Raw genomic sequence first — 26,449 nt, forward strand, 5'->3', positions numbered from 1 at the left:
AATATTAAAGTTACCAATGACGTTAAGGGGGGAGAAAGTGAAATATTATGTATATGAATATCAGTCTGGAAAACATATAGATAAAAGTTATCCTTGTGTTGTATTAACTACTGATCCATGGGATGACCATTTTTTTGCTGAAACTTTATTTCATGCAAGATACTATCCCTATGAAAAAGAGGCTATTCACTTGGGTGATATTAAAATAATGACCACTAAAGGAGGGGTTACAAAAACTCATATTGATAAGGAGTTTGAAGCCTTAGATGAAACCTTTTGTTCACTCGGTCAGACATTGGATTATTACGAAAAAATAAGTAAACTTCCTTATAGTACCCAACACGAATTGCTTAATGGATTAAGAGACGCAGCTACAAATAATGAGATTTCTAATATGTTTAAAGATAAACGTATATTCCGACATTCATTACTACGTTTTAGTGAGGCAGAAAAAGCCTTTAAGGAAGCAAACCAATACTTTGGAGGCAATATAACCAAAACAGTTAAGTTTGAATTCCATTATCAAATTAATGGAGCAACAATACCTCACGTTGTAAGTCTAGATTTCACGAAAGATGAATTACCATATAGGATAAATGCTTTTGTGGGTAAGAATGCAACTGGGAAAACTAGAGTTCTTACAGAACTTGCAAGCCATTTGAGTGGAATTAAACTTAACAATGCTAGTTTCAGACCCGAAAGACCTTCATTTAGTAAAGTAATCTCAATATCATACAGTGCTTTCGATGAACTTTATAAGCCCTTTGAAGATGGAAGATTACAAAGAGAAGAGGGTAAAAGTGAACGTAATGAAGATTCTAAGCTGTTCAGCTATAAGTATTGTGGACTAAGAAATAAAGATGGTGTGTTATCCTTAGATGATTTAGAGAAGCAATTTTTTGAATCATACCATGAAGTGATTCAAAGAGATAGGTTGACTGAATGGAATAGTATTATGAAGAATGTATTTGAAGAAGAACATATTAAGCTGATAGAGAGTATACAGGATTCAAAGACTGAAAAAGAATTAAGCAGTTCATTAAGTTCTGGACAAAATATTCTTCTATCAATAATAACAGATGTTATAGCTCATATTGAAGACGATTCTCTTTTACTCTTCGATGAGCCTGAAATACATTTACACCCAAATGCCATTGCAAACTTTATGAGAATGTTCTACGAGGTTTTGCATCAATTTAACTCATATGCAGTTATTTCTACTCACTCACCAATAATTATACAAGAAATACCTTCTAAATACATAAAAGTATTTTCAAGGATTGATAATACCCCAATAATAGATTCACCAACTTTAGAATGTTTTGGAGAAAATATTAGTACAATCACAAATGATATATTTGAGGTTAGGGAACACGAAAATAATTATAAGACTTATTTAAAATCACTTTCTACAAAATATAGTAAAGAAGAAATTATTTCTCTTTTTAATGACGATTTAAGCTTTAACACCTTGACATATCTAAATTCTTTATACAAGAGAGGTGGCAAAGAATGAAAAAATTAACACCTCCTGCTATAGATTCTGATAAGATATATAAGGATATTACTAGAAAGAGTCGTAGCAGAGATAAGAAAGAACGATTAACAAGGCTTGAACAACATGTATTAGAAAGATATGTAGAGTACGATTCTAAGAAGAATAGTTTAGAGAATATAACCAAAAGCGAAATCGCTACTCAAGAAGATAAAGATGCACTTTTAAGTTGTTATTCAAGAAATAAAGATGGTTATTTGGAAGGAGAAGTAGTAGCTACAATAATTAGTATTCAATCTATACAACATAAGCAAAAATGTCCTTATTGTGGATTAGATAAGCCAAGGACTATAGACCATTATATACCAAAAGGTAAATATCCTGAGTTCTCCTTTTTTCCATCAAACTTAATCCCATGTTGTGGCTATTGCAATAGCAAGAAAGGAGAAACATGGTTAGAAAGTGGTAAAAGAGTCTTTTTAAATTTATATTTTGATAATATACCTGAAGATGACCAATTTTTATTTCCAGTAATAGAATTTGATGATAAAGATACAGCTCCAACAATTTCCTTTACTTTAGAAAGAAATGAAAATATAAATGATGAAATGTTTACTCTTATCAATAGCCATTATTTAAAATTAAACCTACTTAATGAGTATTCTGAGAGTGTAGAAGAGGAATTATCTAATATAGTTGATCAAATACAAAACAACCCCGATGTAACCATTGAAGAACATAAAGAAAACCTAAGTAGAGTATATAGAACCAACGTAAAAAAGTATGGTTTAAATCACTGGAAATCTGTCTTTATAAGAGGTTTAATGCAGTCTGATCTATTCTTTGAAAATGCAAAGCAGCAGCATATAGCATAGGTACTCAAGCTTTATAATTTAATGTTCCAAGTATGGCTGATTGTAATGAACTGAGTACCTAGCTGTCAGCAGAAGGGTATTTATTTTAATATTAACAAACTTTAATACGATTAATAGAGTTTGCATATAGATAGTAGATAACCCTCGTAAAAGAGTAAAAGTAACCTGCCCACCAAGCTTGTGCAGGTTACTTTTTTTGCTCCATTAATAGTAGCACCTTGGTAATGGTTGACCAACTTCATTATTCATTGTATGAAAAACCATAAATTGCAATTATGTAAAAAACATTCCAATAACTCATACTTAATTTAGCTATTCTAAGATTGTAAGGTTTTCTCAGATTCCAAAAAAAGAATAAACTGTTTTTCTGTGTTATTACGATATCCATATCTATTATGGAAAATATCATGACATCGCTCACACATAGTGACACCATTTTCCACATCAGTACGTCTTTCTACACACCAATGATAGCCGTCCAAATGATGTGCTACAAGATTTCCACCTGTATCATCATAACAACATTGGCATGTATATTTATCTCTTTGATAAACTTTTGATCGCCAATGTACATATTCAATATATTTCCTGTTTTTCTGCCTTTCTTCATCTGTTAAATCCGGATTGTAACTAGGATGATTTTCACCTCTATTGCTTCTTAGATAACATACCTTACATCGAACACCTCTAACTAGATTGTAGATACTTATAGCAGTAACATTGCCACATCTGCAAATATAAGCATGAGGAGTTTTAGAACCCTTGTATTCTGTTTCCAATAATGTATGTCCTCTTTTTTCAAATAGATTTATTACTTCCTCATAAGAATACGGTTCATTCTTAGAACATCTTTTACATCTGACCCCTCTTAAAAAATCAGTCAACCGAATATAACAACTATCTTCTCCACAAACACATTGGTATTTCATAATTGTCTTAGTATTAATGTAAGTTGGTTCAAGTAAAATACATCCTTCTCTTTCAAATATTTTCTTTACCTCTTCATATTCATAAGGTCTCCTAAACCCATTACAATCAGGACATTTTTTTACTTTCATAAAATGATTATACGAAATATTTCTTGGATGATTGTTTTCACAAAGCAATCTTAACTTTGATTTATTATTCTTATAATCCTTTAACTCACCTATAAATTTATACCCTTGTAATTCAAATTCTGATATAACTTCTTTCGCCTTTTTTCTGAGTTTATTTCCTGTAGTGTTGCATAACCCCTTTTTACATCTACATTTTTGATGACTAAAAGAATGCCAAGTTGTATTATATTCATGTCCTCTTGGACAAATAACCTCAATCTTACATTCTCTGCTACTTTCTAAATGTTCAGCAGATACAAAAATAAAACCTTGGCTAACAATATAGTTTTTTACTTTCTCAATACTTAACATAACAGTTCACTTCTCCTTTGTAAGGATTTGCTAAGCCTCAATCTTAATTTTAGTTAAGTATATATTTTAATATGGGACTTGTAAACTAATAATAAAAATATTCAGACAAATACTGAAATAAATACTTAAAGTATTTTAATAGTTCATTTTAACTTAATCTACTATATATCTTTTTGATTTATAATTAGGGGAAACCTTACAACTATAGTAATATACGCCTTGGGCATTCTATATTTGGGACTAATTTCATATATGCGATTACTAAGCTTTTTAATTACCAAAAGCCATCGAGGTAATTTAACATTATTTTCCTGTAGTTTAGAATATAATTATAACTATAGATAATATAGGACATTCTTTCTCACTAAATGACCGTATGTATATCATTAATAAACCTCAATTTGAAAAGTTCTTTAACTTTAGCTTTACATATCAACAATCTTATGAACATAACAAAAAACTCCTCAAAATTAAGAGGAGTTTTTTGCTACATTCATCTTACTCTTAATAACACTAATAGCTACTTTAATAGACAAAATAAAGTAACCACCCTGCCAACCCAAGCTTGTGTTAATAAATATTATTATACCACAAATTTATATATTTAAACACATTAAATTTAAAATATTCAAACAAATACTGAAATAAATAGCTCCATATTTCCTTTTCTCACCTAACTTCATGTTTAAATATTTGTATCGTTCAAGGGACTATGAAGTCTCCCGATCTCCAATATGCTATCCTGCTCCAATCCCCTTAAATATTTGGTCGTTTCCTGTGTATCAAAATGCCCAAGCAATCTGCTCAAACTATACACATCAATGCCATTACGTAGTGATTTTTGACTAAAGTAGTGCCTGCAATCGTGCGGTGAACAACGTATTTCTTCACGCACCCCTACATTGTTACAATGCTCCTTTAGAATCTTGTTAATTCGAGAACGATGTAACTGCATAGCACATTGGTCCAGGAAGTAATATTCCTCAATGTCATCTGGATTTTTACGCTTGAAACGCTCTTGTTTAGCTCTCTCATACTTTCTCATATACTTCCGCATAGTTTTACTAATATAAACTAACCTTTGTTTAGAACCTTTCCCATGAATTAGAATATTTCTTGTCGTAATATCATTGTTCCTTATATTACATAGCTCTGAGACCCTAATGCCAGTATCAAAGAGCATAATCAGAATCAATTTATCGCGAATATTGTAATAGGTATCCACTTGAACATCATTAATGATTCGTCTCACTTCACTGTCGTTGAAAGTGACAATTATCCGCTTCTCTTCCTTCAAGCTCTTAATTCGTCTCATAGGATTCTCTTTAGTTATGGGAATGTAGATAGTAAAGCTTGTGAGGGTTAAGATGTTGGCGCATCTAGCCCTCTTTTATTTTGTTGAAATATTATTCCCTCCCTTTAAATTCATTAATGGACTAGTATTCTGTGCCATTTCTAAGATATTTTCTGTTTCAATTCCTTGAAGGTAACGCTTGGTTACTTGAATATTTTCATGTCCTGCAATCCTCGAACAAGAATATAAATCCAATCCATTTCTCAAATTAGCCTGAATCGCATAGTGTCTTAACGTATGAGGACTACATCTTATGTCCTCTCTCACTCCTGCCATTTTCCCTGCATCTCGTACCACATTTTCAATTTGAACTGTTGTTAAAGGTCTCCCACTTCTCGATAAGAAATAATTATCGTGCTGTAGGTTTTTATTCAATTTCTTGAAATATCCTTCTTTTATTCGCTCATATCGAATCATGTACTTTCTTAACATTAAGCTCATCTGAACATATCTCCATTTGGAACCTTTCCCGAATATTTTTATATTGGTTTCGTTTATCCAATCAGTTTCCAAATTAATTAATTCCGAGCATCGAATACCAGTATCAGTAAACATTGCAACAATGAGTTTATTCCGAGCGTTCAGATACGTTTTAAAATCGTATGCTCCAATCATTTTGATGACCTCTTTGTCTGTGAATGTCTTTATTACCGTTTTATCTTCCTTTAAGAGTTTGACACGAGCCATAATATTTAATGAGATATATTCTTCTTCAACTAGATAAACGTAAAATGCACGAAGCGATTTTATTAATGAATTAATATAGGTTGCTTTATTACCTATGCTTTGTTGATGCTGAATGAATTTTTTTACATGAACTGTAGAAACAGATTCAATTTCCGTAATTTCATGATAATCATTCAAATACTTAACAAGCTGATTAGAATTATAAATATACGTTTCAATGGTACGGTTAGAGTAATTCTTGATTTGTAAATCAAATTTAAATTCCTTTAACAAATCTTCTATAAACACAAAAAACCCCCTATCTACATGTGATTTAGCCACATATAAATAAGGAGTTTTGCTAACACAATTGTACGTCTAAATTCAGCATACTGTACTGCTTAGCTCAGACCATTAAAAAGTGCTCTATACGACATAGTATAGCGTTGTTTTTCATTTAGAAACTTATTTTTTCAAGTTATAGAATGCACTTAGACCAGCATATTCACCCATACCAGCCAATTCATCTTCAATGCGAAGTAATTGGTTGTATTTCGCTACACGGTCTGTACGTGACGGTGCACCTGTCTTAATTTGCCCTGCATTTGTAGCAACGGCAATATCAGCGATTGTAGCATCTTCTGTTTCACCAGAACGGTGAGAAATAACTGCTGTATATCCTGCACGTTTGGCCATTTCAATAGCTTCAAATGTTTCAGTTAGTGTACCAATTTGGTTCACTTTAATCAGGATTGAGTTACCGATACCTTTTTCAATTCCTTGAGAAAGCTTCTCCGTGTTTGTTACAAATAGGTCATCTCCAACTAATTGAACACGGTCACCGATACGATCTGTCAATAATTTGAAACCATCCCAGTCATTTTCATCAAGACCATCTTCAATGGAAACAATTGGGTATTTGTTAATCATTTCTTCATACCAGTCAACCATTTCTTCAGAGGAACGAACAACACCTTCACCTTTTAAGTTGTATTTTCCATCTTCATAGATTTCAGATGCAGCAACGTCCATCGCTAGCTTGATTTCTTCACCTGGTTTATAGCCAGCTGCTTCAATTGCTTCCATGATTGTTTGTAATGCTTCTTCGTTGGAACCAAGGTTTGGTGCGAAACCACCTTCATCACCAACTGCAGTATTCAAACCTTTTTCACTTAGTACTTTTTTCAATGCATGGAAAATTTCTGCACCAGTACGTAATGCTTCTTTAAATGTAGGAGCTCCTACAGGCATAATCATAAATTCTTGAATATCAACGTTATTATCTGCATGCTCTCCACCATTTACAATGTTCATCATTGGAGTTGGTAGAACTTTTGCATTGAATCCACCTAGGTAGTTATATAAAGGAACTTCAAGGTAGCTTGCTGCTGCATGAGCTGCTGCCATCGAAACACCTAAGATTGCATTAGCACCCAATTTCCCTTTGTTTTCTGTACCATCAAGGTCAATCAATAAAGCATCGATAATGTTTTGACGTGTTACATCAAGACCAATTAGCTCTGGTGCAATAATGTCATTTACATTTTCAACTGCTTTCAAGACACCTTTTCCTAAGTAACGGTCTTTATCACCATCACGTAATTCAACTGCTTCATATTCCCCAGTCGATGCTCCACTTGGAACTAACGCAGAACCGAATGCTCCGGATTCTGTAAAAATTTCTACTTCAACCGTTGGGTTTCCACGTGAATCTAATACTTCTCTAGCGTATACGTCTGTAATGTATGGCATGTAAATCTCTCCTTTTTTTATGGGTTGTAAAAAAGTCCGGTGAAAATGACACGTCGAATTTCTTCGTTGGCGATAATGGAACTTCTACTAAGAACGCCCACGTCCTGAGGGCAACGTAGAAGTCAGCACATCCTGTGCAAGCCTGTTCCTCACGTATTAATTGCATACGTTCCGGTACGGGGAGCTATGCCGCCTCGAACTTCTCGGTCCTTTTCATCCTCCTTTTTTACTTTTAATTTTTATTTTTATTTAATAATTAATGATTCTCCAGTCATTTCTTCTGGTTTGGCAACATCAAGTAAATCCAATAATGTTGGTGATAGATCAGCTAACTTGCCACCATCACGTAATTGAATATTATCTTTTGTAACAATAACTGGTACTGGATTGGTAGTGTGCGCAGTCATTGGGTTACCTTCCAATGTAACAACCTCATCGGAGTTACCATGGTCGGCAGTAATAATTGCATGTCCACCAAGTTCCACGATTTTGTCAACAATTTTTCCTAAGCATTGATCAACTGCTTGAATAGCATCAATTGTTGGTTGTAGCTTACCTGAATGACCAACCATATCTGGATTGGCAAAGTTTAGAATGATGGCATTCTGTTCACCTTTATCTAGTTCTTCAAGAAGCGCATCCGTTACTTCATAGGCACTCATTTCAGGTTTTAAATCGTAAGTTGCAACTTTTGGCGAATCAATCAGAATGCGTTTCTCACCCGGAAATTCCTGTTCACGTCCCCCACTCATGAAAAAGGTAACATGCGGATATTTTTCCGTTTCAGCAATACGCAGTTGCTTTAGATTATTCTGAGCAAGTACTTCACCAACGGTATTATCCAAGTTAATCGGTTCATAGGCAACAAAACCATCTACTGTTTCACTGAAATTCGTTAGCATTACAAAATCCAAGTCTTTTGGAACATTCTCGCCTCGATCAAAATCACGAAAATCTGCATTTGCAAATGTACGTGAAATTTGAATTGCTCTGTCAGGGCGGAAGTTATAGAAAATAATTGAGTCATTATCCTGAATTCGTCCAACAGGCTCATCATTCTCATCGACAATAACGGAAGGTATAACGAATTCGTCATAAATTCCATTTTCATAATTATCCTGAATAACTTCCATTGCGTTTTTATACTTTGGACCTTTGCCATGAACCATTGCTTCGTAGGACTTTTGAACACGATCCCAGCGTTTATCACGGTCCATCGAATAGTACCTTCCAGAAACGGTTGCAATTTCACCAATTCCTAGCTCACGGATTTTATCCTCGGTTTCTACAATATATTCACCTGCAGTTTGTGGGCCGACGTCTCGACCATCTAGGAATGCATGTATATATACTTTTTCTAAACCATTATCCTTTGCTAGCTTTAACAATGCAAATAAATGACTGATATGGCTATGCACACCGCCATCAGATAACAATCCAAATAAGTGAAGCGCCTTATCGTTCGTTTTCGCATGGTGAATCGATCTTAGAAAAGCTTCGACCTTGAAAAAGTCACCTTCCTCAATGGACATATTCACTCGAGTCAAGCTTTGATAAACAACGCGACCAGCACCAATATTCAAATGCCCTACTTCAGAATTCCCCATTTGGCCATCAGGTAATCCTACGGCGTTTCCACTTGCGATCAATTGATTATGGGCGTATTTGTCCCAATATCGATCAAAGTTAGGTGTACTTGCTTGTTTTACTGCATTTCCCATTACTTCATCACGGATCGCAAATCCATCCAAAATGATTAATGCAGCTAATTTATTTTGAGTCATTTTGTACCTGCCTCCACAAGCTGTAGAAATGATTCAGCTTCTAGACTTGCCCCACCGACTAATGCACCATCAATATCGGAAGTTGCAAGTAATTCATCAATATTCGAAGGTTTTACACTACCACCATATTGAATAACAACTTTTTCTGCCGTATCTTCAGTTGTCACTTCTTTAATTACCTGGCGGATTTGCGCACATACTTCATTGGCATCTTCACTAGATGCCGTCTTTCCTGTTCCAATCGCCCAAATTGGCTCATAAGCTATAATTGTGTTAGCTACTTGCTCATCGGAAAGACCCTCAAGTGCTTTTTTAACTTGAGTTGCAACATGGTTCATTGTTTGATTCGCTTCACGTTGCTCTAACGTTTCACCAACACAAACGATTGGAGTAAGGTCATGCTTAAATGCCGCATGTGTCTTTTTGTTTACTGTTTCATCTGTCTCTGCAAAATATTCACGACGCTCTGAATGACCAAGTACAACATGTGTTACACCAAGGTCTTGCAACATTGCAGGACTTACTTCTCCAGTAAATGCACCATTTTCTTCAAAATGCATATTTTGTGCAGCTACACGAAGTTTTGTTCCATTTGTTTTTTCCACTAAGGAAGATAGATATGGAAACGGCGCACATACAATAGCTTCTACTTGATCACTATTGGGTACTTTTCCAACTACATCATCAACAAATGCTGTTGCTTCCGATAAAACTTTATTCATTTTCCAATTTCCAGCAATCACTTTTTTACGCATTTTATCACCCCACAAGTTAATTTGTATCACTGCCTGCTATTACTTATCATTTAAAGCAGCGACACCTGGTAAAATTTTACCCTCCATGAATTCCAAGGAAGCCCCTCCACCAGTGGATACATGATCCATTTCATCTGCAAAGTCGAATTTCTCCACAGCTGCAGCGGAATCTCCACCACCAATAATGGAGTAACCCGCGGTTTCAGCTAGAGCCTCTGCAACTGCTCTCGTTCCACCAGCAAATGGGTTTAGTTCGAACACACCCATTGGACCATTCCAAAGAATTAATTTTGATTCAGCGACAAGCTGACTGTATATCTCTCTTGTCTTTGGACCAATATCTAAAGCTTCCCAATCGGCAGGAATTTCATCAATGCCAACAATTTTTGTATTTGCTGATTCAGAGAAATCATCAGCTACTACTACATCAACAGGAAGCACAAAGTTAACTCCTTTTTCTTCTGCTTTCTTGATAAACTCAAGAGCAAGGTCAATTTTATCTTCTTCTAATAAGGACTTACCGATTTCATGTCCTTGTGCTTTAATAAATGTATAAGCAAGTCCGCCACCAATGATTAGATTATCTACTTTATCTAATAGATTATCGATTACATTGATCTTATCCTTCACCTTTGCACCGCCAATAATTGCGGTGAACGGCCGTTCTGGCGTTTCAAGCGCTTTTCCTAGTACATCTATTTCTTTTTCCAATAGGTAACCAGCAGCTGCTGGAAGTTTTTCTGCAACTCCAGTTGTCGATGCATGCGCGCGATGAGCTGCACCAAAAGCATCGTTTACATAGAGATCAGCCATATCAGCAAATGCTTGCACTAGCTGGGGATCATTTTTCTCCTCTCCAGCTTCAAATCGAACATTTTCGATTAGGAGTACATTGCCAGGTTGTAAGGAAGCAATTGCTTCGTTCACTTCTTCACCGTAAACAGAATCTGTTTTCACTACTTGTTTTCCAATTAAATCACTTAAATGCTTGGCAACAGGGTCCAAACGTAAATCTTCCACTACTTTGCCTTTTGGTCGTCCAAGGTGACTTGCCAAAATAACAATAGCGCCTTGCTCTGTTAAATAGTTAATTGTCGGCAATGCCGCTCTAATTCTCGTATCATCCGTAATCTCTCCATCTTTCAATGGAACATTAAAATCGACACGGCAAAATACTTTTTTTCCTTTTACGTCAAGGTCTTGAAGTGTTTTTTTATTCATGAATAAACCCCTCCTTATTTCTGCCTATGTAATCTATTCATGGAGTAAGTAACCCCTGAACATAGACTTCCATGATTACATGATTCGTAATCATTATATACTAACAAGTACGTACGCGCTTGTTAAAGTATTTTTTAAAACTTGGCATTCGTTAAAGGGATTCTTATGAAAGTGTTCTTCACCTTCTCAGAAGTCCTTTTGCCAAGTAAGTTATGCGAAAAAACGGAGGAGGAATGGAATCCTCCTCCGTCTCACTTTTTCTTATAGTCCTTGTTTTTTCATGAATGCAGCTAAGTCTACACAACGTGAAGAATAGCCCATTTCATTATCGTACCATGATACAACTTTAACGAAGTTATCTTCCATAACCATTGTAGAAAGCCCATCAACAACTGAAGAGTGTGGGTTACCAATGATATCTGTAGATACTAATGGAGCCTCACTGTACTCAAGCACACCTTTTAATGGACCTTCAGCTGCTTCTCTTAATGCATTATTAATGTCTTCAGCAGTTACCGTTTTGTCTAGCTCTGCAACTAAGTCAACTAATGAACCGTCTGGAGTTGGAACACGAACAGCCATACCGTTTAGTTTACCCTTTAATTCAGGTAATACTAAGCTAACCGCTTTTGCAGCACCAGTAGTTGTAGGGATGATGTTTTCTGCTGCTGCACGTGCACGACGGTAATCTTTATGTGGCAAATCAAGGATTTGCTGATCGTTTGTGTATGAATGAATTGTTGTCATTAATCCACGTTTGATTCCGAATGTATCGTTTAATACTTTAGCAAATGGTGCTAAACAGTTTGTTGTACAAGATGCATTTGAAATGATGTGATGCTTCTCTGGATCGTATTGATCATCGTTTACACCCATAACAATTGTTAAATCTTCATTGTTTGCAGGTGCAGAAATGATTACTTTTTTCGCTCCAGCATCAATATGTTTCTGTGCATCTTCTGCATTTGTGAAACGTCCTGTAGATTCAATAACAACTTCTACACCTAAGTCTCCCCAACCTAATTGTGCAGGATCACGTTCAGATAGTACTTTAATTTCTCTACCGTCAACAACAATGTTGGAACCATTAACAGAGATTTCTTCTTTTAGTGAACCGTGTACAGAGTCATATTTTAATAGATGTGCAAGCATATTTGCATCTGTTAAATCATTTACTGCAACTACCTCTACCTCATCATTTAATAATGATTGACGAAATACGTTACGTCCAATTCTTCCAAATCCATTAATACCTACTTTAACTGCCATGTATTATTCCTCCTAGAATTCTTTTTTATTGATATATTTAAAGAGGAGAACCTCTCAATATCTGTTCTGCTGCTCCTTGATCTGTTACCAGCAAGTCACCTCTGCCTCGCTTGAAGTAAGAAGCAATTGCCACTCCCTTCGATCTGCCTCCAGCCACTGTAATGACATTATCTACGTTGTCCAAATCCTCCAACTGTATTCCTACCGTTTTCACTTTATGGACAACATTACCTGTTTGGTCAAAATAGTAACCAAATGCTTCACTTGCAGCATTCTTTTCCTTTAATAAGGTGATGACATCATCTGGCGTTCTCCTGCGTTCTGCCATTTTCAATGCATCCCCCACCCCGTGAATAACAATGTCAGCACCTTTGATGCGCTGGATTACTTCCATAATAGATGGTTCATTGATAATGGTTTCGTAGGTCGTATCACTGATTGGATCCGGAACATATAATTGCCGGTATTCTCCACCGACCTTTTTTGCCATCTCCTCAACAATTCTGCTAGCTTGGTTTTCAGCCTTTTCACCAATACCACCACGAGCAGGAACAAACAGAAATTCACTTTCCTTATTCAAGGAAGTCATTGATTCAGCTACAGCTGCCATTGTAGTACCGCCAGTTACAGCAATCGTATTTTGTTTTCCAACAAGTTTCTTGAGCGAAGCGATACAAGCCTTTCCCATTTCTTTTTGGACCCATGTATTGTCATCACTATCACCAGGTACAACAACTACACGATCTACTTGTAATATTTCCTTAATTTGTTCTTCTAAAACATGTAACCCAGTTAGATCGCCGATAAATTTTGTAAGCTGCTCTAGTATTACTTTTCCCTCATTTGTGATATACATTCCTCTAGCTGTTACCTCGACTAAACCTTGTTCATGAAGAAAGTCAATCTCGCCACGAACGTGTCTTTCCGTGAGGTTTGTGTTTTCTGTCAGACCTCTTCTGCCAATAGGCTGGAATAGATCTATACTATGTAACAATGCATATCGTTGTTGCATGACTTCTAAAAGATCAGGAACAAGCTTTTGCTGCAGACTAATTAAAGCTTTCATTTTAAAGGCTCTCCTTCTTTGGGTCATAAATTGTCCCGGAAGGATATATTATGTCCCAGTTACAATTTTTATTATACCATAATCAGAAAGTTATACAAATGAAAACACATAAATTTTACATTTATCTTTGAAAAGACTACACATTCTACATTTCCCAAAGGTTACAATTATAAACGAAAAAAAGTGGTTTCTTTGTTAAATGATCACCTATTTTAGGTGTAAAAAATACCGTGCCACTATGTGGACGGTATGTCTTTACTTCTATTGACTTGGAATAACTTTTTTATCGATTCATAATTTATTCCTTCACCATATAACTGCTTGCCACCCATTTCAATTACCGGAATTTCCAAATGATATTTTTCAAACCACTCATCATTTGTATTGATATCTCTTCTTTCCAATTCAAATGGATGCGTTTCCATAAAAAAAGATAATAATAATTCTGCTTCATCACATAAGGTACAAGCTTCCTTTGTGTATAAAATAACATGCCGCATATTAGTTCCTCCTGTTTTCCCTTCGCTTAATCGATGATGGGATTCGTAGCTGGTCACGGTATTTCATTACAGTCCGTCTCGCTACTTCAATTTGAAATTCGTTCATCAGTTTACGTTTTATTGCTTCATCTGACAGTGGGCTTTGTTTATCCTCATGGAGGATCATCTCCTTCATTAGCTGTTTAATAGCAAATGAAGCAGTAGTGCCATTCTCGTTTTTAACTCCCCGTTGCAGAAAAAATTTTAATGGCAATACCCCATGTATTGTTTGCACATATTTCTGACTGATTGCTCTACTTATTGTTGAGATGTGAAGTCCCAGTTCTTCTGCAATCTCCCTTAAGGTAAGTGATTGGATCATATATGTCCCATGTTCGAAGAATAGATACTGCTTTTCCATGATTTTTCGAATGACAAGTTCGATTGTATTTCCTCGATAGCCAATTGCTTGCTGTAATTGTTCGATTTCTTTTTGCTTCTCTCTCAAATAATCAGTTGCTTCATGCATAGGATCATTTAAACGTTGGTAAGTCGGATTTAGTGTTATTTTTGGTGTAGACCATCGATAAAAAGACAGCTTCCATTCACCATTTTCTTTAAAGATTGAAGCTTCCGGAATAATATAGTCTGGTTCAGGTGGTTCTAGTAATTTCCCTGGCTTTGGATGACATAGTTTAATACTTTCAATGATCAAACCTGCTCTTTCTGCAGCTATTCCACCTATTTCACTTATGGCTTCCAAATCTGCATTCGCAATTAGTTCTAAATGATTTTCAAGTAACTCTTCTACAAAAGGTTCGAAGTTATTCGCCTGCTTTAACTGTAATAGAATACATTCCTGAAGATTTCTCGCCCCAATTCCCGCTGGTTCCAATGATTGGATTTTTTCCAATGCGTATGCCGCATTTTCAATTGTTGTATCGCATTTATCTGCCCACTCTCTCAAATCGATTTCAAGATAACCATCTTCATTGAGGGAATCTATCCCAAATTCAATAATTGGTTTTAAACTTTCCGGGTATGAAATAGTAAATAACTGCGATTTCAATTGATCATACAAAGACATTTCTGCTGTATTAATTTCTCCAATAGAAAACGTTTCTGGGGAAGCTGGGCGATATTGAACCCAATCCATATCGGAATTCACTTCTTCAATTAACGGATTTTCTTTTGCTATCTCTTTTATATACTCCAACAGCTCTCCACTTGAGAATTGCAGAATATTAATGGACTGTACAAGCGACTGATTCATTTTCCACTGTAAAGACTGATTTAAGTTAAGCTTTTGTTTCATGCATAACACCCCTTTGTTGATGCATCTATCTCTATTTTGCCACGAAAAGTTCGTAATGTCATCTCCATGATATACATCAAATCATGCAAAATTGGTAAAAATAGCTATATTGACAGCGTTATTTATGGGAAGTCTAAAAAACGTTATTTCGATTCAATGTCAAAAGGATGTTTTATATAATGAGTGGAACAAAAAAAAAGGAAAGCTTAGCACATCTTATTCGCCGTTATTTTATGTTGGTTGTCGGCGCCGCCATTGCAGCAGTAGCTCTGGACCTCTTTCTTGTGCCAAATGCAATCATTGATGGAGGGGTTATCGGTATTTCTTTGCTACTGAATTACCTCACTGGAGTCAGCTTTGGCATATTGGTCTTAATAATCAATATTCCATTTCTTCTGTCTGGCTATCACAGACTAGGAAAAGGCTTTTTAATCGCTTCGCTATTTAGTATTGTCGTATTAGCAATTGCTGAAGGATTCTTGCACCATTTTCAGCCGATTACGGATGAACCACTACTAGCAACCGTATTTGGCGGCTTGATTTTGGGAGCGGGGGTAGGTATTGTTATCCGAAATGCCGGTGCATTAGATGGAACAGAAATACTTGGAATTATTATAAGCAAAAGTTTTCCCTTTTCCGTCGGCGAGTTTGTCATGTTCATTAACATTTTTATTTTTGTATGGGCAGGATTTATCCTTGGCTGGGAGCAAGCAATGCTATCCATTCTTACCTATTATATTGCCTCGAAAACCATTGATATTGTAGGGCAAGGTATTCTCAACGAAACAAAAGCAGCACTGATTGTATCCGATGTATCAGGCGAAATTGCCAATCAAATTGAGAAGTCTCTAAAGCGCAAGGTAACGAAATTATACGGACAGCATAATCATCAGGAAACAGATACCCAAGTTCTCTACGTTATTATTACTCGACTTGAAGTTGCTAAACTAAAACAAATTGTATTTGACTCCGATTCAAGAGCCTTTACGACCATTATGGATACACAGGAGGTTCATGGTGGACGCTTTAAGACAACAGCGCATTAGCCGCACTCTTAATAGAGGGTTGGTTCAGGTTGATTGGCCAGCCTGTTACACATTATATTTAATCTAAACAAAAAGAGAGCCGATCACTAGACACAAGCAACCCACTCTCTCCTATAGCTCCTTATAAATTGAAATGTATACACTTCTCAATTTTAGCATATTAATCGAACCGTGATTTCCGTTCGTTAAGCGGCCCTTCGGTCAATCGCATTCAAACGCTTGTTATTTGTCGCGATAATGTAAATAGCAATTGTCCAAATAATGACAGCGATAATCGATCCGATGTTGAAAATACCTCTTTCAGCTGTCCACATAATTGAATAGCCGACGGAACCTAATAATAGTGCATAATAGATAAACGGAAGAAGTGTTTTACGAATGACATGCCCCTCTTTCCCTACAAGTCCAACAACTGCAGATGCTGCGACAACGTTATGCACACAGATCATGTTGCCAGCTGCACCACCAACCGCTTGAAGTGCAACCATCCATGATGGATCACCACCAATTCGCTCACCAACCCCGTATTGGAAAAGGGAGAACATCATATTACTTACCGTATTGCTTCCGGCTACAAATGCGCCAAGTCCTCCAACAAATGTTGCAAAGATTGGATACAACGTTCCCGCAAGACCTGCAACACCTTCCGCTAAAGCTATTGGCATCTCTGGATAACCCGCAGCTCCCCCGCCAGAGTTAAGAAACACTTGTACCATAGGCACTGTAAACACAAGAGCCGAACCTGCAGCTATTATTGTTTTACCAGAGTTTTTCCAAGCCCTGGCAAACTCCTTCCCCTTCATCCCATGCATATAAAAAGTGATTACTGCAACTACGATAAATATAAAACCTGGCGAAAATAGAATTTCCCAGCTGGAAGAAATATCAGTACCAAAAATATTTGGTACTCTTATCGTTGCCGATTTAAGCCAATCTCCAACGACAGTCATCCTTGAAATTAATAAGAATGCAGCTATTAAAACGTATGGGGCCCATGCACGCCACATGCTTATTTTACCTGCATATATTTCGCTCTGTTTCAGTTCAACACGCCCTGTCCACGTTGGATCCCAGCGGTCTTTTGCTTCGAAGTCCCAAATTTCATTTACTTTCGGCATCAGAAAGCCCTTTTGGGCCGCAGGTATGACAATCGCCAATCCAATTAGGCCACCAAGCATTGCAGGAAATTCGGGTCCCAATAGATTTGCAACGATTAAATATGGTATGGTCATTGCCAACGACGCAAATAATGCGAATTTCCAAACCTTTAATCCTTCACTGAATGATTTGTTTTTCCCGAAAAATCGTGTCATGATACCAACTAAAAATAATGGAATTAACAGACCTCCAATAGTATGGAGAATGGCTACTTGTACAGAAACATTGGACACAAAAGTGGAAACTTCACTGATTTGGCTAAGTGGTTCAATTCCTGTACCTACACCTACAATCATGGGTGTACCAACTGCTCCAAATGAAACCGGTGTACTTTGAATAACCAGACCAGAGACAACAGCCGCCATCGCCGGAAAACCAAGACCAACCAACAATGGAACTGCAACGGCTGCTGGTGTACCAAACCCTGCTGAACCTTCAATAAACGAACCGAAAAGCCATGCGATGATAATTACTTGAATACGGCGGTCAGGTGTAATATCCGTAAAACCACGACGAATCGTGTGGAGTCCCCCACTTTCCTGTAGCGTGTTCAGCAGTAATATTGCACCGAAAATAATGAATAAGAGAGTGACAGCAACGATAAGACCATGAACAGTTGCAGCGGCAACTTGCGGAAATGCTACATCCCAAACAAAAAGAGCCAGTAATACAGCGGTGATGTACGAAAGCGGCATCGCTTTACTTGCCGGCCATTTAAGCCCAACAAGAAAAACAGCAACAACAATAATTGGAAGGAACGCCAAAACAGCTAATATTCCACTCTCCAATTTAAATTCCCCCTTGAAAGGTTTTAATATATGAATAACAATATTAATGATTGGAAAATAATAATGTTCGATAAAGATGCCCTTATTACAATTACCAGCTATTTCTTGCTTCTGTTTCAGCAAATAGAATTTTCAATTATTTAAATCGCCTTATCCCACTCCTATTATTACCATTTTTTGCTCTTAATTAGAATCGGGCAATTACACAGTTTAATACCATCATTGAATGACACACTCCCCCCTCTTATCTTTGTTTTACAACCAAATCTTTTCACTAAAAATCGTACTTCCAATTACGTGTTAGATAAAATTAGGCTTGTTCTACAGAATTTCGAAGCTTTCCAATTCCAGCAATTTGACATACTATTTCATCACCCGACCGCATCATTTCCGCCCCAATTGGACTGCCTGTTAGAATTACATCACCTGGTTCCAGTGTCATCACATTGGATAAATAGGCAATCATTTTTCTCATTGAAATGATCATAAGCGATACTGCACTAGCCTGCTTTCGATCGCCATTCAAGTAGGCCTCAACAGTGACTTGATCAGGGTCAAGTTCTGTTTCTATATAAGGACCCAGTGGAGTAAACGTGTCAAATGACTTTCCTACTGTCCAATGTCCAGATTCATGGAAATACTGTGGTGCCGTCACATCATTGGCAACCGTATAACCAAAAATATGGTCTGTCACTTCTTCTTCTGAAATGTTACGTGTATGTTTACCAATAACAACGGCAAGTTCAGATTCGAATTTTACTTCATTTATTTTGTTTGGGATTTTAATCGGTTTTCCACTGCCAATAACGGATGAAACCGGCTTATAAAAAAACACAGGTAAATTCGGCAGATCGGATGGCAGATCATCTGTCTTAGCAACATAATTAGCACCGATTCCAATTACATGTCGTGGAACGAGCGGTTCCAAAATCGTAACTTCATCCACAGGATGCATTGAATCTGTTTGCTCCCATTCAGAAAAAATGTCCCCTTTAATTTCCTTAATGCCGCCATCTGTTATAATTCCTTGTAATATTGTTTCATCATTTTCTCTTCTAAATCTGGCAAACTTCATTGTTTCCTCTCCTTATTTCTGATTGATTGAAGGTATTTACGCTTACTTTAATAGTGAATTGGCTGTTCGCTTATACAAGGATGCAATGCTTTATTAGGAGGAAAGCGGCTAAGTGATTTTAATTCCTCCTCTCACTAAAGGCTTAACTCACCAATCTATTAAATTAGGATACTACTTCTTTTGTAATTTCCCGCTTAATTTCTACACAACGGCCTGGTTGTGGAAATAACTTCCCAGGGTTCAATAAATCTTCCGGATTAAACACAGCGCGTATATTCGTTTGGGCAGTCATTTCTTCATCAGTGAATATAAAGCGCATTTCTGCTGATTTTTCAATACCAACACCGTGTTCACCAGTAATAGAACCTCCAACATCTGCACAAACCTTCAAACATTCCGAACCAGCCTTGGATGCACGTTCACTTTCTCCGGGTATGCTGGCATCAAACAATATCAGCGGATGCAGATTTCCGTCTCCCGCATGGAAAATATTCGCAATACGAAGCTCATACTTTTTACTGATTTCACTGATTTTAGCAAGAACTTCAGGCAATCGCGTTCTCGGAATAACCCCATCCTGAACAAGGTAATCCGGGGAGATTGCCCCCATTGCACCAAATCCCATTTTCCGGTTGGCCCACCAAAGTCCACGCTCTTCCTCATCTTTCGCCACTTTTATTTCGCGAACATTGTTATTTTTGCATACAGTAAGAATTTCGTCGATTTGGTCCTCAATCCCAGCATCAATCCCATCAACTTCGATAAGTAGAAATGCAGCAATATCCCTCGGGTGCCCAACCGGGTAGGCAGCTGATTCTACCCCTTCAATGGCTATGGAATCCATCATTTCAAGCGCAGCTGGAATGATACCTGCAGCTATAATATCTGAAACAGCCTGACTTGCATCACCAATATCATCATAATAGGCAAGAACGGTTTTCTTCCCTTCAGGATTTTTTAATATCTTCACTGTAATTTTAGTTACAATTCCTAGTGTTCCCTCTGAACCGGTCAAGAGACCGAGCAAATCATAGCCGGGACGATCCGGAATTCCTTCTTCTCCGAGCACTATAACATCACCACTAGGAAGCACAAACTCAAGCCCTAGAATATGATTTGTCGTTACCCCATATTTCAAACAGTGAGCACCACCGGAATTTTCGGCAACATTCCCACCTATCGTGCATGCATATTGGCTCGAAGGATCTGGTGCATAATAATAACCTTTATCTGAAATCGATTGTGTCAGCTTTAAATTAATATAGCCCGGTTCTACAACCGCTTTTCTATTTTTCAAGTCAAGATGAAGCATTCTCTTCATTCGGACCAAACTAATAATCACTTCACCACCGAGTGGTGTCGCTCCACCACTTAATCCCGTACCGGCTCCTCGGGCAATATAAGGTATTCCTACTGTATTTAAGTATTTCACCACGTCAGAAACCTGTTTTGTACTTTTCACAAAAATAACTGCTTTTGGCATTCCTTTTGAGAGGGTGTAACCGTCACATTCATATGCTATCAGATCTTCTTTCAAATAAAGAACTTCACTATCACCTACAATTTGCATTAATTGCTGTATAACAGCATCATCTGGCTTCTGTTTTTGTCGCTTTTTTCCAAACATATAGCTCACATCCTTTCCAGCTAAGATTTCACAGGTATGTTTTCTTTAACTTGGGCTTTATCTTTTTCATAAGCCCAATCAAGCAATTGGACGGTATGGACAACCTTTTCACTTCTGCCATGCTTTTTCACACCCATTGCTATTTGGAGCATGCAACCTGGATTCCCCATGGAGATCATTTCAATATTATCCGGGACATCATCAATCTTTCGGTCAAGCAGTTTACCTGCCATCTCTGGGTGTGTCAGGTTATAGATTCCAGCACTGCCACAGCAACGGTCTGCATTTGGCAGCTCAACCATTTCCACCCCTGGAATTTCATTTAATAGTTGACGAGGCTCAAAACGAACCCCCTGTCCATGAGCAAGATGACATGCATCATGGTACGTAATTTTTGTTTTCATTTCTGTGGTAGGACGTTTAAAATCATGATCATACAAAAACTTGGAAACATCTTCAACCTTCTCCGAAAACTCCTTTGCCAAAGGTTGCATGTTCGGATCATTTCTGAAAAGTTCATCATACTCTTGAAGTGCACAGCCACAGCCCGCTGCATTTACGAGTACTTTATCATAATCTTTGAAAGCCTCGATATTTTGTTTTGCTAGCATTTTTCCTGTTTCTCTTTCTCCAGCATGTACATGGAGTGCACCGCAGCATCCCTGTTGTTTCGGCAGACCGACTTCAAATCCATTATGCGTAAGAACTCGAATGGTCGCTTCATTAACATCGCTGAACATAACATCCATTATGCAGCCTGTCAGCATTCCAACCCGCTTTTTCGTCATTCCTTCAGCTGGAACGATTTCTGGATACCTGCCAAGCACTGGTTTTCCAACCTCTGGAAGAATCGATTCCATCTCTTGTAAGGGATTTGGCAATATATTTAATAAGCCAGTTTTCCTAGCTATCGTTTGTATCCCGCTCTTTTGATAGAATCGCATAAGGCCACCGAGCATATTCATCCGGTTTTGCTTTGGGAAGAGCTCTTTTAAAGCAGTATTACTAAGTTTTCCTTGAAGACCTGTCAGAGGCATCGCCTGACGAATTTGGCCACGCGCTTCTTCAATCAAACCACCGACCTGAACATCGGCGGGGCATGCCGTTTCGCACGCACGGCAATCCAGGCAATCAAATACAGGCTTGGAAAAAGCTTCATTTACATCAATTTTCCCTTCTGCAACAGCTTTAATTAAATAAACACGTCCCCTTGGTGAATGCTGTTCTTCACCTGTTTCCTGATACGTCGGACAGGCTTCCAGGCACATACCACAATGTACACAGTCCGCCCATTTATCCTGATCTGGTAAATCGTCCCAAAGATAGTTTCCTAGCGTCGCTGTTTGACAGGCTGGACCATTTTCCAGGAGATTCACTAGATTAGCAGATTCTTTCTGACCTACACTCATTTATATACCTCCTACAAAACGCTGTCGGTTAAGAATTCTGTTCGGATCATTCGTACGTTTAATACCTTCCAGCAAAGCAAAGTATGGTGGTATTTCACCCCAAACACAAACCAACTTTCTTAACTTAAACGGTAAATGTGTACAAACTACATACCCATGTCTTCTTTCTACTTCTGACCTAAGTGCTTTAATGTAAGAAACAATATTTTCGGGAAGCCCCTCTATAAACACTCTTGAAATACCATGTCCTACCCCACCATGCGCTTCTGTTGTCACTTGATGTTCCTTTGAAAGCCGTTCAGACACCTCTAAAATAATGAGGACATCGAAATTATTGCTTCCAATTTTCAATGCAGCCTGTGTATTTGAATCATTATATTCTTCATCATTATGGCCATTGGGTCCGAAATGCCTGAATTTCTCCCACCATCGTCTTGCCTGTTCCTCATGCATCACACAATGTTTAGCATCAATTGGAACATGATTTTTCACCCATTTTTCCTGTTCTTGAACAGCTTTTTTCCGATCTTCAAAAGCAATGGCCAACGTATAATCTCTGTTACCGGTCATTTTTTCAGCAAAAGAAGGGTTCAAGATCTCCAATGAAACTGGTTCCATCATTGAGTCAAGGATCTGCATGGAAAATTCACGAATTGCTTGTTGACCACCCTGTGGGAATTGCAAAAGGGACAACCCTTCAAAACTTGGAAGCGGACGTAATTTTAATGTGATTTCACTAACGACACCAAGCGTTCCCATCGATCCGATGAAAAGCTTATTCATATCATAACCTGCTACGTTTTTGACTACTTTTCCACCTGTTCGGATTATTCTTCCATCGGAATAGACGATCCTCGTGCCGATAACTAAATCCCTTGCAGATCCATAAAGCAATCGCTTTGGTCCACTGTCATTTGCTGCTATAATGCCGCCAATTGTTGCCAGCTCCGGCCAAGGTGTGTCTATTGCGACTTGCTGCCCATGTTTAGCCAATTCTTCTGTTATTTCTCTTAAAGTCGTCCCAGGTTTCACAGTCAGTGTAAGGTCACCAACTGAATGCTCCACGATCCCTTTGTAGTTACCCAGTGACAATAAAATATCTGCCTGCTCCAGTTCGCCACCATAACCACGCTTCGTACCCCCAGAAATAATATTAACCGTTTTGGATTGTTGGTATGCAAAGGAAAGAACCTTCGATATATCTTCCTCAGAATAGGCTTCCATGATTTGATTTCCATCATTACCCAGCGAATGACATTTAGCATTGTGCTTTATTTGTTCGGCTGGCAAAACCCCTTCTATATCTGAATAAATCATATTGTTCAAACCCCCTTTTTAGTTGAACCTGCAAAAGTTTAAAAGCAGTTCTTTTTTAGCTCACTCTTTTTCAATTTCAATGATCATTCTCTATTAGGAAAGATATGATTCCATCATTCCTTTTATCACCATAGTAAACGCTTCCAATAGTTCGTTACACAGACTGTTCCTTCATGATTCTGAAATTCCTTTGCGTAATTGTTTATCCGATTCGAATAATATCATCAGGAAACATACGTAGTGAGTTGAGTAAAAAAGATCAGAAAAACACCGTAAGTACAAAGATAAATAGAGAGGACCTACTTCTAGTTATCGGCCCTCTCAACTCTATATCAACTTCTTACATGTGGTTTTTCTTTTGCCTCCAGACGGCTGCGATGAAGAATTGGCTCCGTATAGCCGCTTGGCTGCTCTTTCCCTTTGAAAACAAGGTCACATGCTGCATGGAAAGCAATTGATTCATCAAAGTTGGGTGCCATTGGATTGTATAATGGATCTCCTGCATTTTGCTTGTCAACAATTTGTGCCATGCGTTTCAACGTATCCAGCATTTGTTCTTTGGTACAAATACCATGGTGAAGCCAGTTTGACAACATTTGGCTTGAGATTCGTAATGTTGCACGGTCTTCCATAAGTGCTACATTATTAATGTCCGGGACTTTTGAACAGCCGACACCTTGTTCCACCCAGCGAACAACATAACCAAGCAATGTTTGTGCGCTGTTATCAAGCTCTTCCTGGATTTCTGCAGTTGACCAGTTCTGTTTTCCTGCAATCGGAATTTGTAAAATATCCTCGCGGTAATTTTTCACTTCATTTTGCAGTTCTTCCTGCACTTTCCGGACATCAATAGTATGGTAATGGAGCGCATGCAATGTAGCTGCTGTTGGAGATGGAACCCAAGCCGTATTTCCACCTGCTTGTAGATGGCCTGATTTTTGCTTCAGCATCTCAGCCATTAGATCAGGCATTGCCCACATTCCCTTTCCAATTTGCGCTTTTCCTTTAAACCCAGTATCCAGACCAATACGTACATTATTTTTTTCATAGCTGTTCAGCCATGGCGAGACTTTCATTTCACCTTTTCGAATCATGGCTCCTGCCTCCATGGATGTATGAATCTCGTCACCTGTACGATCTAAAAACCCTGTGTTAATGAAAGCAATTCTCTCCCTTACCTCATAAATGCAATTTTTCAAGTTTAAGCTTGTACGTCGCTCTTCATCCATTACGCCAATTTTAAGTGTATGACGTTTCAAATCAAGCATATCTTCTATACGATTAAACAATTCATTCGCAAAAGCAACTTCCTTTGAACCGTGCATTTTAGGCTTAACAATATAGACGGAACCTTTTTGAGAATTTTGGTATTGGCCATTTCCTAATAGCCCATGTTTAGCCATCAAGCTTGTTAAGACACCATCCATTATTCCCTCAGGTACTTCCTGACCCGATTCATCAAGAATGGCGTTATTCGTCATCAAGTGCCCAACATTGCGGACAAACATAAGAACCCGCCCTGATAGCGTTATTTCTTCGCCGTTCAGGCCTGTATAGGTACGATCAGGATTTAAGCTACGTGTAATTTTCTTTTCGCCTTTAGAAAAAACAGAAGTTAAATCTCCTCTGTTCAAACCAAGCCAATTGCGGTACACGAGCGTTTTATCCTCAGCATCAACGGCTGCAACAGAATCTTCACAGTCCATAATAGTGGAGGTTGCAGACTCCAGGTATATATCTTTCACTCCCGCTGCATCCGTTTTTCCAATAGGATGATTGCGGTCGATTTGCATTTCAACATGCAAGCCGTTATTTTTTAATAGAATAGCTTTAGGTTCTTCCGCCGTACCTTGGTATCCAACAAATTTAAAACTATCCTTCAGTCCAGTTGTCTCACCGCTTTTCAGAGTCACGTCCAATCTCCCGCTAACAACAGCATAGGTTGTTGCTTCTTGATGCGAGGAAGTCTGTAGAGGGAAATTTTCATCAAGAAAGTTTTTCGCAAAAGCAATTACTTTTCCGCCTCGAACAGGGTTGTAGGATCCTTCTCTCTCAGCTCCACCTTCTTCACTTATTACATCAGTTCCGTATAATGCATCATAGAGGGAGCCCCAACGTGCGTTAGCTGCATTAATGGCATAGCGCGCATTGTCAATTGGCACTACGAGCTGCGGACCAGCTTGATGTGTAATAGCATCATCAATATTCGTGGTCGTAATCGTAAATTCTCCCACTTCAGGTTCCAAGTAGCCGATATTTTCTAAAAAAGATTTGTAACTATTAAATTCAAATGCATCGTTCTCTCTGTGCCACGCATCTATTTTCTTTTGTAATTCTTCACGCTCTATTAACAACGCTTTATTCTTCGGAGCCAAATCTGAGACAAGCTTCCCGAAATCGTCCCAAAACTTTTCATTGTCAAGACCTGTTTCCGGAAGCGCTTCCGAATTAACGAAATCATAAAGCACTTTTGCCACTTGAAGATTTCCTATTTTCACATAACCACACATCCAAATTCCCTCCTCTTACTCACTATATTACTATTTTAATAGGAACAGATTAGAAACAACAATATAAGTTTTGCATGAA

General features: G+C 37.8%; 20 protein-coding genes. 3 read left to right on the forward strand and 17 right to left on the reverse strand.

Features of this window, described 5'->3' with window-relative positions; genetic code table 11:
* Window positions 1-37: 37 nt before the first annotated feature.
* Both MHH64_RS16860 and MHH64_RS16865 read left to right on the forward strand, forming a co-directional pair.
* Window positions 38-1,516 carry an AAA family ATPase gene (locus MHH64_RS16860; protein WP_340002073.1) on the forward strand — a complete coding sequence of 493 codons (1,479 nt, stop codon included), beginning with the start codon at window positions 38-40 and terminating at the stop codon, window positions 1,514-1,516.
* On the forward strand, window positions 1,513-2,370 hold the full coding sequence (locus tag MHH64_RS16865; RefSeq protein WP_340002074.1) for an HNH endonuclease: 858 nt from the start codon (window positions 1,513-1,515) through the stop codon (window positions 2,368-2,370). The genes MHH64_RS16860 and MHH64_RS16865 overlap by 4 nt, the downstream gene beginning before the upstream one ends.
* Window positions 2,371-2,687: 317 nt before the next feature.
* Here MHH64_RS16865 and MHH64_RS16870 read toward each other — a convergent pair whose 3' ends face one another.
* The 11 genes from MHH64_RS16870 to rpoN form a co-directional block, all read right to left on the reverse strand.
* On the reverse strand, window positions 2,688-3,779 hold the full coding sequence (locus MHH64_RS16870) for a hypothetical protein (RefSeq protein ID WP_340002075.1): 1,092 nt from the start codon (window positions 3,777-3,779) through the stop codon (window positions 2,688-2,690).
* Between the two features lie 685 nt (window positions 3,780-4,464).
* Window positions 4,465-5,094 (reverse strand): tyrosine-type recombinase/integrase, encoded by a 630-nt coding sequence (locus MHH64_RS16875; protein ID WP_340002076.1) that lies wholly within the window; start codon window positions 5,092-5,094, stop codon window positions 4,465-4,467.
* Window positions 5,095-5,169: 75 nt separating this feature from the next.
* Window positions 5,170-6,108 (reverse strand): tyrosine-type recombinase/integrase, encoded by a 939-nt coding sequence (locus MHH64_RS16880; protein WP_340002077.1) that lies wholly within the window; start codon window positions 6,106-6,108, stop codon window positions 5,170-5,172.
* 156 nt (window positions 6,109-6,264) lie between these two features.
* Window positions 6,265-7,551, reverse strand: coding sequence for a phosphopyruvate hydratase (eno, locus tag MHH64_RS16885; protein ID WP_095311309.1), 1,287 nt, complete (start codon window positions 7,549-7,551; stop codon window positions 6,265-6,267).
* A gap of 245 nt (window positions 7,552-7,796) precedes the next feature.
* On the reverse strand, window positions 7,797-9,335 hold the full coding sequence (gene gpmI / locus MHH64_RS16890) for a 2,3-bisphosphoglycerate-independent phosphoglycerate mutase (RefSeq protein ID WP_095311307.1): 1,539 nt from the start codon (window positions 9,333-9,335) through the stop codon (window positions 7,797-7,799).
* On the reverse strand, window positions 9,332-10,090 hold the full coding sequence (tpiA, locus tag MHH64_RS16895; protein WP_340002078.1) for a triose-phosphate isomerase: 759 nt from the start codon (window positions 10,088-10,090) through the stop codon (window positions 9,332-9,334). Before tpiA ends, gpmI begins: the two co-directional genes overlap by 4 nt.
* A gap of 39 nt (window positions 10,091-10,129) precedes the next feature.
* Window positions 10,130-11,311, reverse strand: coding sequence for a phosphoglycerate kinase (locus MHH64_RS16900; RefSeq protein WP_095311303.1), 1,182 nt, complete (start codon window positions 11,309-11,311; stop codon window positions 10,130-10,132).
* Between the two features lie 261 nt (window positions 11,312-11,572).
* Entirely contained in the window at window positions 11,573-12,580 is a 1,008-nt protein-coding gene (gene gap / locus MHH64_RS16905; RefSeq protein ID WP_095311300.1) for a type I glyceraldehyde-3-phosphate dehydrogenase, read from the reverse strand.
* Window positions 12,581-12,617: 37 nt separating this feature from the next.
* Window positions 12,618-13,646 carry a sugar-binding domain-containing protein gene (locus MHH64_RS16910; protein ID WP_095311298.1) on the reverse strand — a complete coding sequence of 343 codons (1,029 nt, stop codon included), beginning with the start codon at window positions 13,644-13,646 and terminating at the stop codon, window positions 12,618-12,620.
* A gap of 236 nt (window positions 13,647-13,882) precedes the next feature.
* Entirely contained in the window at window positions 13,883-14,146 is a 264-nt protein-coding gene (locus MHH64_RS16915) for a glutaredoxin family protein (protein ID WP_095311296.1), read from the reverse strand.
* 1 nt (window position 14,147) lies between these two features.
* Window positions 14,148-15,440, reverse strand: coding sequence for an RNA polymerase factor sigma-54 (gene rpoN, locus MHH64_RS16920; protein ID WP_095311294.1), 1,293 nt, complete (start codon window positions 15,438-15,440; stop codon window positions 14,148-14,150).
* 179 nt (window positions 15,441-15,619) lie between these two features.
* Between rpoN and MHH64_RS16925 the strand changes: the two genes are divergently transcribed.
* Window positions 15,620-16,486, forward strand: a complete 867-nt coding sequence (locus MHH64_RS16925; RefSeq protein ID WP_095311292.1) for a YitT family protein — start codon at window positions 15,620-15,622, stop codon at window positions 16,484-16,486.
* Window positions 16,487-16,671: 185 nt separating this feature from the next.
* On the opposite strand, the gene MHH64_RS16930 is transcribed toward MHH64_RS16925, so the two are convergent.
* From MHH64_RS16930 to MHH64_RS16955, 6 genes are all read right to left on the reverse strand, one after another.
* The gene (locus MHH64_RS16930) at window positions 16,672-18,432 is read right to left on the reverse strand and encodes an L-lactate permease (RefSeq protein WP_340002079.1); all 1,761 of its coding nucleotides are present in this window, start codon (window positions 18,430-18,432) and stop codon (window positions 16,672-16,674) included.
* 310 nt (window positions 18,433-18,742) lie between these two features.
* Window positions 18,743-19,507: a fumarylacetoacetate hydrolase family protein gene (locus tag MHH64_RS16935; protein ID WP_340002080.1), complete on the reverse strand. Its 765-nt coding sequence runs from the start codon at window positions 19,505-19,507 to the stop codon at window positions 18,743-18,745.
* Window positions 19,508-19,670: 163 nt separating this feature from the next.
* The gene (locus MHH64_RS16940; RefSeq protein WP_340002081.1) at window positions 19,671-21,134 is read right to left on the reverse strand and encodes an FAD-linked oxidase C-terminal domain-containing protein; all 1,464 of its coding nucleotides are present in this window, start codon (window positions 21,132-21,134) and stop codon (window positions 19,671-19,673) included.
* 20 nt (window positions 21,135-21,154) lie between these two features.
* Window positions 21,155-22,543: a (Fe-S)-binding protein gene (locus MHH64_RS16945; protein ID WP_340002082.1), complete on the reverse strand. Its 1,389-nt coding sequence runs from the start codon at window positions 22,541-22,543 to the stop codon at window positions 21,155-21,157.
* Window positions 22,544-23,860: an FAD-binding oxidoreductase gene (locus tag MHH64_RS16950; protein WP_340002083.1), complete on the reverse strand. Its 1,317-nt coding sequence runs from the start codon at window positions 23,858-23,860 to the stop codon at window positions 22,544-22,546.
* A gap of 332 nt (window positions 23,861-24,192) precedes the next feature.
* Window positions 24,193-26,370 carry a malate synthase G gene (locus MHH64_RS16955; protein ID WP_340002084.1) on the reverse strand — a complete coding sequence of 726 codons (2,178 nt, stop codon included), beginning with the start codon at window positions 26,368-26,370 and terminating at the stop codon, window positions 24,193-24,195.
* Window positions 26,371-26,449 lie beyond the last annotated feature (79 nt).

It is taken from the genome of Oceanobacillus sp. FSL K6-0127 (genome assembly GCF_037983385.1).
Lineage (GTDB): Bacteria > Bacillota > Bacilli > Bacillales > Amphibacillaceae > Oceanobacillus > Oceanobacillus profundus.